This is a genomic window from Pseudomonas shirazica (assembly GCF_015168335.1).
GTDB lineage: Bacteria > Pseudomonadota > Gammaproteobacteria > Pseudomonadales > Pseudomonadaceae > Aquipseudomonas > Aquipseudomonas asiatica.
Map to the genome: position 1 here is coordinate 2,994,498 of NZ_CP063456.1, position 11,961 is coordinate 3,006,458.

Sequence of the window (11,961 nt, forward strand, 5' to 3'; positions counted from 1 at the left end):
TGCGGCCCTTTCGCGACACAAGGACGCTCCTACAATTTAGGCCTTTTGGGCTACGGTTCTAGCCTAGCGCAGCCACTTCGGCGAGCACCTCGGCCGAGGTGGTGACCTGGCGGAAGTGATGCTTCCACAGGTCGATGCCCAGCTTGCCCGACCTGTCCAGCGAAGACCCTACAGTCATGTCCGTGACCAGGGTGGGCATCAGCCCCGCATCGAACAGGGCAAAACCGGCGGCCAGCACGCAAGTTTCGGTCTGCAGCCCACATACCAGCACCCTCTCCACGCCCAGTTGCCGGATGTACTCGATGGCCTCTGCGCTCTGCCCGTAGCCATGCTTGACGAACACCTGGTCAGCTTCGACCAGGCTCTCGTCCTCCGCCGCCGGGTGCCAGCCAAGCTGGCGCTCGAACGGCGTGACCTGTTCATCGTGCAACTCGACCGAGGCAATGGTGGGGATGTTGGCCGACAACCGGCGCAGGCCATCGACCAGCCACTCGGGCGGGCTGAAGGTGGACTGGACATCGACAATGAGCAAAACCTGGCGCATGGGCGGATTCCGGGCATGGGCAAAGGCGCGGAGTATAACGCGATCGCCTGTGGGAAAGGCCTCAATGCCACGCTGCCAGGTTCCACTCGGCCCGCAACAGGATACCCTGCCCGTCCAGCGCCCAGTTCAGGGCGACCTCGCCATCATTGGTGCTGAGGCTGCCATGTACCTTCACCGACTCGCTCTGCTTGCCGCGGCTCAGCCGCCAGATACCGAACGCGGCGTCATTCTGGCGTAACACGATGCAGGTTGCTCCCACAGGTTCACCACAGGGCTGAGTATTGTGGGGTATCTGTGAGTTATCTGTTGCCTGAACCAACCTCATCGCGGGCAAGCCCGCTCCTACAGGGGTATCACCAAGCCTGAGGGCAGTGATATCCCTGTAGGAGCGGGCTTGCCCGCGAATGGGCCGCAGAGCGGCCCTTGCTGCGTTCTCCCAGGCCCTCAACCTGCCAGGTTGAAGTCCGCTACGGTCACCGTGGTTGCATCCGCCACCCCCACCAGGCGGATGGAGTCGGTAGCACCGATGCTGACCAGCGTGTCATTGCCGACATCGGCGATGGTGACGTTGGCGGCAAAGGTGGCAGCGGTAATGTTGAGGGCAGAGATATCCAGCCGGTCCTGGCCACCCTGCGGGACTGCGTCGAAGTTGATGATCAGGTCATTGCCGAAGCCTGCACTGAACAGGAAGACATCATTGCCATCGGTGGCCATCATCGTGTCGTTGCCGGCACCGCCCTCGACGGTATCGTTACCCGCCCCACCGTTGAGGAAGTCATTGCCGGCACCGCCCTGCAAGGTGTCATTGCCAACGTCACCAAACAGCGTGTCGTTGCCATCGCCACCCTGCAGCACATCGACGCCGTTGCCGCCGTCAAGGTTGTCATCGCCGGCACCACCCTGCAGGTTATCGTTGCCGGCGTCCCCGAACAGCGAGTCGTTACCGGCGCCGCCGTCGAGGGTGTCGTTGCCAGCGCCACCGTTCAGGGTGTCGCTGCCCAGGCCACCGAGCAACTGGTCGTTGCCGCCATCGCCGTTGAGGGTGTCGTTACCTGCCGCGCCGGTAATGATGTTGGCCAGGCCATTGCCGGTACCGGTGAAGTTGCCCGCCCCGATATAGGTCAGGTTCTCGACGTTGGCACCCAGCGTGTAGCTGGCCGCCGTGGCACGCACGGTATCCGTACCGGCAGCCGTAGCCTCGACTACCACATCCCCGGCGTTGTCCACCACATAGGTGTCGTTGCCCAGGCCACCGACCAGGCGGTCGATACCGGCACCGCCATTGAGCAGGTCGTTACCAGCGCCACCGGTGATGGTGTTGGCCAGCGTGTTGCCGGTACCCGTGAAGTTGCCTGCCCCGGTAAAGGTCAGGTTTTCGACGTTGGCACCCAGGGTGTAGCTGGCAAGGGTGGTCTGCACCAGGTCGACACCGCCGTTCAGCGCCTCGCTCACGGTATCGCCGAGGTTGTCGACCACGAAGGTATCGTCGCCTGCACCGCCAACCATGGCATCCGCACCAAGCCCGCCGTTGAGGGTATCGTTGCCGGCACCGCCGTCGAGGCTGTCGGGGTCGTTACCCCCATTGAGGATGTCGTTACCATCACCGCCGAACAGTTGGTCGGCGCCGCCGAGGCCGTTGAGCACATCGTTGCCGCCCAGCCCCGAGAGCGTGTCGTTGCCCGCGCCACCGGTCAGGGTGTTGGCCCCGGCAGTACCGACCAGCACCACGCCTGGCGGCGGCACCACCGCCGCAGTCGCTGCCGAGGTCAGCGATTCCAGGGTGCCGAAGGCGTCGGTGTAGCTCACGACCACCCGCAACTGCCGGTTACCCTGTTCGAAGCCCGGAGTGAAGGTTGCAGCAGTGGCACCCGCGATGTTGCTGAAGGTGCCGCCAATGTTCTGCTGCCACTGGAAGCTGAACGCGCCCAGCCCATCCAGGTCGGCGATACTGCCGGTGAGGGCGGTCAGCGTCTGGCCCTGGTCTGGCGTGGTGTCGCTGATCAGCACGGCACCGGTGGGCGCATCGTTGACGTTGGCCACCGGGTCGAGGATGTCGGAGGCAATGCTTTCCTGCACACCGAAGTCATCCACGTAGCTGACCACCACCCGCATGTTCTGCCCCACCTGGTTCTGGGTAAGGAGGAAGGTGCTGTTGATGGCGCCAGCAATGTCGACCCAGCCGGTACCCCGGTTGGACTGCCACTGGAAGGTGAACCGCGGGTTGCTCAGGCCGTCGGCATCGACAATGGTTGCCGGGTTGGCGGTGAGCGTCTGGTTCTGCACCAGCAGCCCGGTCACGGTAGGCCCGGCGGTCGGCGCGTTGTTCGGCGCCGAATCGACGATTTCCAGCGTGCCCTTGGTGTCCTGGTACACCGCGCGTACGCGGATGTTCAGCCCCGCCACATCGTCCGTGACCCGGTAGGTGGTACCGACAGCTCGCGAAACCTCGCCGGCAGCAACGAAGGTGATGTCTTCATAGACCCCCGAACCTGGCAGGGTCTCTACTTGCCAGTAGTACGCCACCGGGCCGGTGATCGCACCGGTCAGGTTGGTTGCGCTGACATTGTCCGCGTCATGTACCGCCAGCGGGGTAACCCGCAGCAGCTGGCCGCTTACCGGTGTGTCGTCACGCACGCCGGTGGCAGCGTCAAGGATCACCAGGCTGCCGGTGGGACCGGCGTTGACGGCGGTACCCACACCGGAAGCTTGCGAGCCATCCGAGAACTGCAGGCGCTCGATGCCGGTCAGGCGGTCGACACCATCACGCCCGGCCACCGAGTCGGTGACGATCACCGAGTTGCCATCGACTACCACGCTGTAGTCGCTGGCCACCCCGGAGTACACCGCGGTGTCGTAGCTGTCGGTGCCGTTGAGGATTTCGCGAACGATCACCAGCTGGCCCGGGTTGTAGGTGCCTTTGAGCATCAGCGGCACCATCGGCTCCATGCTGTCGAAGCTGGCGATTTCCGGGCCGGTGCCGTCGCTGTTGGCGCGCACGCTGATGCGCACGTTCAGCCACTTGTCACCGTCGAGGATGTCGTCGCCGCCGCGGCCTTCGATCAGGTCGCTACCACTGCCACCGAGGATGATGTTGCCACCATCGTAGAACGTTGCACCGGCGGCCAGCAGGCTGGACAGGCCGTTGATCAGGCTGATGTTGGTCAGTACGCTGCCGTTGGCGCCATTGGTCGGCAAGGTGGCAGAGGTTTCGCTGTCACCACGCAGGAAGTCACCATGAGCCGACCCCGACAGGCCTTCCATGATGTCGAAACGCACCAGCGCAGACGCGCCCGAGCCCGGTACCGGCGGCACATTGAAGAAGCGGTCGCTGAAGTCGACAGTCACGCCCTGGGCCAGCCCCTTGAAGGTCGCCCAGTCGTAGCCGGAACCACCGATGTAGCGGTCACCGAAGCCCAGGCTGCCGACCATGATGTCGTCACCGCCTTCACCGTTGAACTTGTCGTTCTCGTTGCCACCGATGAACACGTCGTTGCCGATGACCGGGTCGTTGCCGAGCGGGTCGAAGTTGTCGCCAGGCGCACCGTCCGAGGTGCCCTTCTCGATCCAGTCGTCACCTTCGTTGCCCATGTCCTGCTCGTTGGCCTTGCTGCCCAGGATGAAGTCGTTGCCCTGGCCGCCAATGGCTTCGGAGGCGTCCTCACCGGTGACGATGAAGTCGTTGCCGAAACCGCCGATGATCAGGTTGACGCCATTACCGCCGTGCAGCACATCGTTGCCGTCGCCGCCCTGGATGTTGTCGTCACCACCCATGTCGCTGATGATGTCGTCGCCGGCACCACCACGCAGTTGGTCGTTGCCGTCGCCACCCTCGATGCGGTCGTTGCCGCCATCGCCCCAGACAGTGTCGTCACCCTCGCTGGAAACCAGGATGTCGTCACCGTTGGTGCCACCCAGCACGATATGCTGGTCACCGGCGTAGCGGATGTAGTTGGTGTCCGGGCCTACTGTCAGCGGGCTGTCGCGGAACACCACCTGCTCGCCGTTTTCGCCCAGTGGGTCGGCATTGCCCAGGCCTTCGTTGAACTGCTTGCTCTGGTCCACTTCCAGGTAGAAGCCAACGTCGGAGAACACCAGGCCCGGCAAGTGGGTGGCCGAAGTGTTGGCCATGATCAGCTTGGCGAACGAGTTGCTTTCCAGCTCGGCGTTCATCGACAGGCCGGCGGTGCGCTCCAGATAGTAGAAGCGGTCGCCGTCCTGCAGTTTCTCCATCTGGTTTTCGAACACGAAGTTGAACGTGCTGCCCAGCATGCCGCCGAACGGGGTCTTCGCCTCCGCCAGGCCACCGATCCACAGGTCGATGGCATCGACACCGGTCACGGTCACTGCCCGCAGGTCATCGACGGTGCCGAGCACGCCATCCTTGCCAGGCAGGGTAACGTTGGCGTAGGCGCCGGTGCTGTTGAGGAACTCCAGGCGATCGGCTGGCGCGCCGTCGCCGCCGAACACCAGGGCCATGGCCGCCGCGCGTTTCTCCAGCAACGTGGTGGCCCCGGTGATGGTGCTGTGGGTGCCGTAGGCCGCGATGAAGTTGATCAACGACTCCGGATGCTTCAGGTGCTGCACCAGGTCGACCCAGCTGGTGTACGGCTTGAGCTGGGTATCGCCGGTTTGCGCGTAGATGTCGCGGCGCACGGCGTTCAGCGAAGGGATACCGACGTCGCGGCCCCGAGCGATGTTGATCGCCGGCAGGTCCAGCGGCAGGCCGAGCAGGTTGTTGCGCAGCGCCTCGGTGACGAACTCGTCGATTTCGTTACCGGCCTGGCGGGTTACCCCGCGCACGATGGCGCTGGTGGCATCCTCGGGGGTGACGCCACTGGCGGCATACGCCAGCGGGTTGAGGAACGCCGCGATCAGGCCCAGTTGCTGGTCGGGGTTGGCGCTGGCCGGGTCGCTGATGACGGTGAAGTCGACGTCGAAGCGGTCCACGGTTTCGGTCAGCATCGAGTGGCCAAAGCGGTACACGGTGTGGGCGAATTCGGCCACGATCGACGCATCGAGGTCGACGTCATACACCTGGGTCGGGGCGAAGAACAAGTCTACCCGCGGCTGCACGGTACGGGCGAACTCCTCGAACACCAGGTGCTGGTACTGCATCTCGGTACCGAACTTGGCGGCCTGGAACAGCCGCTCGCCATTCCACACCAGTGCGTCGATCTCGGCCTGGTTGGCCGGCAGCGCGCTCAACGGGTTGAGCAGCCACTCGTTGATGAAGGCCAGGTCACCCGAGTCGAGCACGGTGTCCATGGTCTGCGCCACCAGCCGGTTGTGCTCGGAGTGGAAGATCGCATGCACGGCGGTCAGGCCGATGTTCTCGTTGACCCTGCCGTCGCCGGCGATGTAGTGAGCATCAAGCAGCTCGTTGTCGTAGGCCAGGTTGGCGCCGGTCTGCGGGTTCACCGGCACGGCGTTGCCGACATCGGTATCTGCATCAGGCACCAGCGCGCCATTGCTGAACACCGGCACGGCATTGTGGGCGATGTCGGCAAGGAACTGGTGACCGGTACGCACGGCATTGGTCAGGTCGATCGGCGCCAGCGGGTTGCCTTCGACCTGCTGGTCGTCGGCCGTGCCGGCAATGCCGTCGGCGCCTTTCATGATCACCATCGGGAAGCCGTTGGGCCCCTTGATGAAGTTGCCGTAGGCATCGGTTGCCAGCAGCGGTACGTTGTCGACGTCGGCATCGGTCAGGTTGATACCCAGTACGTCACGAGCCTGGGCCTTGACCACCTTCCATGTCGCCATGCCGCCGATTTCGGTGTCGTCCGCGGTGCCGTATTTGCCATCTGCCCCCAGGTCACGGTTGGTGATCAGGCGGCCGGTGGCGACGGGGGCACCGTCGACCGTCACATAGGCGCGCAGGAACACCTGGTGTGAGGGGTGCGAGCTGTAGGTCTGGTTCTGGTCCACGAACGGCGAGGTGGTATTGGTGTGCTCGTGGATATCGTCGGCCGTGCCAAGCACGCCGTCCGGCCCAGGCTGGTTGGTCGCACGTGTCACCACCATGAAGTTGGTGAAACCGCCCTCCACGTACAGCGGGTCATCCGGTTGCAGCGGGATGTAGATGGTGCCCGAGCCCCCCTTGGTGACCAGGTCCAGGCCATGGTCGAAGAACTGCCCGAAGAAGGTCATCCAGGCGTTGAACGGCGCGGACAGGCCGGCATCGGCGGCGGTGTTCTCGAACAGGTAAACGTCGTGATCGTCGTCGGTGCCGAACTGGCCGTCCAGGCCCGGGCTGGCGACAATGCGCACGCCGTCCTTGAGCACGTCGTCATTGCCCTCGACGCCGAAGTTGAGCACGCCGTCCGCACCCGGATCATACGCGGTGGCATAGGCCGCCGGGTTGTTGGAGGTCTGGTCGACGATCAGGTTACTGATGGTGCGCGGCTGCGAGTCGAATACCGGGCCACTGGTCTGCTGGTACGACGAGCCCGGAATGGCCGGCGAGCCAGGGCCAAAGAAGCCGGCCGGTGCACCTTCGGCCGGGTTGAACACCGGGTCGGTCACGCGCGGGAAGACGTTGTCGGCCGCACCGAACTCGGTGTTGTTGATGCCGTTGAGGTTCATCAGGTTGTTGTTCGAACCATCCACCGCCCGCAGGCCGAGTGGCGCACGAATGTTGGGCAGCAGCGAGAGGATGTCTGCCCCATTGGCGTCGGCCTCGGCGATCTTGATCTGCTCGAGGATGAAGTTGAGGTCGGAGCGCACCATGTGCAGCCCGGCACCACCTGCCGTGGCATCCACCACCGGCGTGGCTGGCGTCGGTACCACAGGCGCGCCCGGTTGCACCACGGTGGTGGGCTGGGAGAACAGCACTTCGGTGGTGCCATGGGCGTCCTGGTAGATCGCCTTGACCCGCAACGACAACCCGGCCAGGTCCGGCGACACCTTGAACGTGGTGCCGTCGGCGCTCTGGAACGCCAGGTCGCCTGCCGGCAGCAGGATGATGTCTTCGAACACACCACTGCCCGGGGTGGCCTCGAACTGCCAGTAGTACGACACCGAACGGTCGGCGAGCGTGCCAAGCGGGTTGCCGGCGCTGATGTTGTCGGCATCCCGCACGCCGGCCACGTTTACCGTAAGGAGGTCGCCCACGGTAATCGCGCCGCCGTTGTTATCAGTAACGGCCGGGCTGCCGACAGGCTGCGCATTCAGCCCTTCCACCAGCACCCGCTGGCTGTCGGCGAACTGCAGGCGCTCGATGTGCAGCAGGGTATCGACGCCATCGCGGCCGGCCACGTTGTCGGTCACCGTCCAGACATCATCGGAAGTGTCCAGCGTACCTTTGGTGTTCTGCGTCACCGTGTACTCGCTCTGCAACCCCGAGAACACCGCCGTGTCGAAGGCTGCGCCACCGGTCGAGGTGCCGGGCAGGATTTCCCGCACGGCCTTCAACTGGCCAGGGTTGTAGGTGCGGTCGAGCATGAACGGAATCATGTCGACCATGCTGTCGAAGCTGGCGATTTCAGGGCCGGTGTGGTTGACATCTCCCGGCGCGTACACGGCGATGCGCACGTTGAGCCACTTGTCGCCGTCGATCAGGTCATCACCGCCACGGCCTTCGATCAGGTCGCTGCCGTTGCCGCCGAGCATGATGTTACCGGTGGCAAAGCCGGTGGTCGGCAATCCGGCATCGGCCAGGAACTGCTGCAGGCCACGGATCAGCGCCACGTTGGTCAGCGCACTACCGGTAGCACCACCATGGTTGAGGATGGTCACGGCATCGACATTATCGCCCTTGAGCACATCGGCGAAGTTCGAACCGGACACGCCCTCGACCTCGGCGAAGCGGTCGAGGATTGAGGCCGGCGAGGCGCCGACCGGGTTGAAAATACCGGTGTTCTGGTTCGGTGCGTTGCCATGAGGCTGAGCCAGGGCGGCCAGGGTCAGGTCGACGGTGACGCCGACCTGGTCATTCTTGTTGGTAACCCAGTCGAAACCGGACATGCCATCCATCTTGTCCTGGGCATCGCTGCCGACAAAGATGTCATCGCCGCCCTCGCCTATCATTTCGTCGAAGCCGCCACCACCGACGAAGATGTCGTTGCCGACCACTTCGTCACCCAGCAGCGGCGCAAAGTTGTCGCCGGGCGCACCGTCCTGTGTGCCCTTCTCGATCCAGTCGTCACCCTCGTTGCCGGTCGGTGGCAGGTTGGTCTTGGCGCCGAGAATGAAGTCGTCGCCCTGGCCGCCGAAGGTGAGGCTGATGTCTTCGGTGGTGATGATGAAGTCCTGGCCGTTGCCGCCCAGGATCAGGTTGCCGCCCACCAGCATGCTGCCGGCGACGATCACATCGTTGCCGTCGTTGCCTTCCAGGCGGTTGTCGCCGAAGGAGTCGGTGATGATGTCGTCACCGGCGCCGCCCAGTACCGCATCGTTGCCCGCACCGCCTTCCAGGGTGTCGTTGCCGGCGTCGCCGTAGAGGGTATCGTCGCCCTCACTGGAAATGATGATGTCGTTGCCGGAGGTACCGCCCAGTACCACGTGGTCTTCGCCGGTGTAATGCAGGAAGTTGGTGTCGGTGCCCACGGTATCGGGGTTGTCGCGAATCACCAGCGACACCACTTCGACACCGTTGATCATGATGCCGCCCGTCGGGTCGGCCCGGCCGTCTGCGCCCAGGCCGGTGAACTGCTTGGTCTGGTCCACTTCCAGGGTGAAGGTGGGCGTGAGGAACACGGTGTTGGACAGGTGGGTGACATCGGAGTTGAGCATGATCAGCTTGGCGAAGGAGTTGTTCTCCAGTTCGGTGCCGAAGTTCATGCCCGCCGTACGCGACAGGTAGTAGAACCGATCGCCGTTCTGCAGGGCTTCCAGCTGGGTTTCGAAGACGAAGTTGAAGCTGGAGCCGAGCATGCCGCCGAATGGCATTTTCTTCTCGGCCAGGCCGCCGACCCAGAAGTCGATGGCATCGACACCGGTCACGGTCACCCCGGTGATGTCATCGGCGGTGCCGGCGATGCCGTCGGCACCGGCCAGTGTCACGTTGGCATAGGCGCCGGTGCCGTTGAGGAACTCCAGGCGGTCTGCTGGCGCGCCGTCACCGCCAAGCACCAGCGCCACGGCGGCGGCGCGCTTGGCCGCTTCGGTGTCAGCCCCGGTGATGGTGGCGTGGGTACCGTAGGCGGCGATGAAGTTGATCAGCGACGCCGGGTGCTTGAGGTGGTCGGCAAAGTCGGCCCAGCTGATGTAGGGCTTGAGCTGGCTGTCGCCAGTCATGGCGTAGAACTCGCGGCGCGCCTCGTTCAGGGTGGGGATGCCGGTGTCACGGCCACGCGCGATGTTCAGCGCAGGCAGGTCCAGCGGCAGGCCGAGCAGGTTGTTGCGCAGCGCTTCGGTGACGAACTCGTCGATTTCGTTGCCCAACTGGCGGGTGACACCGCGGATGATCGCACCGGCCGCTTCATCGGCAGTGGCGCCACTGCCGGCGAATGCCAGCGGGTTGAGGAAGGCAGCGATCAGGCCCAGCTGCGGGTCGTCATTCACCGTGGCGAACGTCGGGTCGTAGCGGTCGACGGTTTCGGTCAGCATCGAGTGGCCGAAGCGGTAAACCACGTGGGCGAACTCGGCGAGGATGGCCGGGTCGATCGAGGTGTCATAGCCGTTGGGGGCGAGAAACTCGTCGATCTGCGGCTGAATGGTGCGGGCGAACTCCTCGAACACCAGGTGCTGGTACTGCATTTCGGTGCCGAACTTGGCAGCCTGGAACAGCCGCTCGCCGTCCCATACCAGCGCGGCGATTTCGGCGGGCGTGGTGGGGATGGCAGCGACATCATCGATCAGCCACTGGTTGAGAAACGCCAGGTCACCGGCGGCCAGCAGGGTGTCCTTGGTCTGCTGCACCAGGCGGTTGTGCTCGGAGTGGAACACATGGTGCACGGCAGTCAGGCCGATGTTCTCGTTCACCCGGCCGTCGCCGGCGATGTAGTGGGCGTCGAGCAGTTCGTTGTCATAGGTCAGGTTGTTGCCGCCAGGCCCGGTTGGTTGCGCGTTGCCGACGGCAATATCGGCGTCGGCCTGCAGCACACCGTTCACGATCACCGGCGCGGCGTTGTGGGCGATGTCGTCAAGGAAGCCATGCCCGGTGCTCACGGCATTGGCCAGGCTGATCGGCGCGTCGCGGTTGCCTTCGACCAGCGTGGTGACGTCGTCGGCGGTGCCGGCGATGCCGTCAGCGCCATTGTTCACGCGCATCACCACCTGTGGCATGCCGTTGGGCCCACGCAGGAAGTTGCCGTAGGGGTCGGTGGCCAGCAGTGGCACGCTGTGCACATCGGCGTCGGTCAGGTTTATGCCGAGCAGGTCGCGGGCCTGGGCCTTGACCACTGCCCAGGTGGCCATGCCACCGCTTTCACCATTGCCATCGTCGGCGGTGCCGAAGCGGCCATCGGCGCCCAGGTCACGGTTGGTAATCAACCGCCCGGTGGCTACCGGGTCGCCTGCGGCATTGAGCGTGTATTCACGCAGGAACACCTGGTGCGAGGGGTGCGAGCTGTAGGTCTGGCTCTGGTCGACGAACGGCGAGGTAGTGTTGGTCTGGCCATCGTCGGCAGTACCCACCACACCATCGGCGCCTGCAGTACGCACGGCGCGCGGCAGCACCATGAAGTTGGTCGGGCTGCCTTCGACGTACAGCGGGTCGTCCGGCTGCAGCGGGATGAACACGACGTCGGTGCTGCTCTTGGTGACCAGGTCCAGGCCGTGGTCGAAGAACTGGCCGAAGAAGGTCATCCAGGCGTTGAAGCCGGCGGTCAGGCCGACGTCGGGCGACACGTTGGGGATGAAGAACACCTCCGTGTCGTCAGCGGTGCCGAATACCCCGTCGATGCCGGGGCTGATCACCGGGGCGGCGCCGCCATTGGCTTCGACCGCTGCCGGGTTGTTCGCCGTCTGGTCGACGATCAGGTTGCTGATGGTGCGTGGTTGCGAGTCGATGACCGTGCCGGTGCCGGCATAGTCGCCGGTGAAGGATGGGCTGAGCAGGCGCAGGAACGAATTGTCGGCGGCGCCGAACTCGCTCTGCCCGGTCACCAGGTTGTTGTAGCTGCCGTCGACGGTACGCAGGCCGAACGGCACCTGGCTGTTGGGCAGCAGGTCGATCAGGCTGGCGCCATCGGCATGCGCTTCGGCTATGAAGATCTGCTGAAGGATGAACTCCAGGTCCGACTTGCTGAAATCTGCCATTTCAATTGCCCTCGATCTGTCGGGAGATGACTCAGGGCAGCAGGGTCCTTCCCGCGCCCAGTCAGTGTGACGTGCGCAGTTTCTGATTCTGGGTTCTGGGGCAGTTGGGCACTACGGTGCTGCGTTATCGCCACTGGCCTCATCGCCGGCAAGCCGGCTCCCACAGGAACGGCGGGAACCTTGTAAATGGTGCGATACAGGTTGGCACCGCACAC

2 protein-coding genes and 1 pseudogene are annotated in these 11,961 nt (G+C 64.4%); all 3 read right to left on the reverse strand.

All coding sequences use genetic code 11. From position 1 onward, the window contains the following. Nucleotides 1–58: 58 nt before the first annotated feature. Nucleotides 59–544 carry an isochorismatase family protein gene (locus IMX18_RS13630; protein WP_100413704.1) on the reverse strand — a complete coding sequence of 162 codons (486 nt, stop codon included), beginning with the start codon at nucleotides 542–544 and terminating at the stop codon, nucleotides 59–61. A 73-nt stretch (nucleotides 545–617) separates the two neighbouring features. Further along, nucleotides 618–791 (reverse strand): annotated as a pseudogene (locus IMX18_RS13635) (LysR family transcriptional regulator); the annotation flags it as partial. Nucleotides 792–988: 197 nt separating this feature from the next. Then, nucleotides 989–11,746: a peroxidase family protein gene (locus IMX18_RS13640; RefSeq protein ID WP_217190845.1), complete on the reverse strand. Its 10,758-nt coding sequence runs from the start codon at nucleotides 11,744–11,746 to the stop codon at nucleotides 989–991. Between the last annotated feature and the right edge of the window lie 215 nt (nucleotides 11,747–11,961).

Bases quoted from the DNA above. Each gene is read 5' to 3' on its own strand.
- IMX18_RS13640 (WP_217190845.1), bottom strand. From the start codon at position 11,746: ATGGCAGATTTCAGCAAGTCGGACCTGGAGTTCATCCTTCAGCAGATC.
- IMX18_RS13630 (WP_100413704.1), bottom strand. From the start codon at position 544: ATGCGCCAGGTTTTGCTCATTGTCGATGTCCAGTCCACCTTCAGCCCG.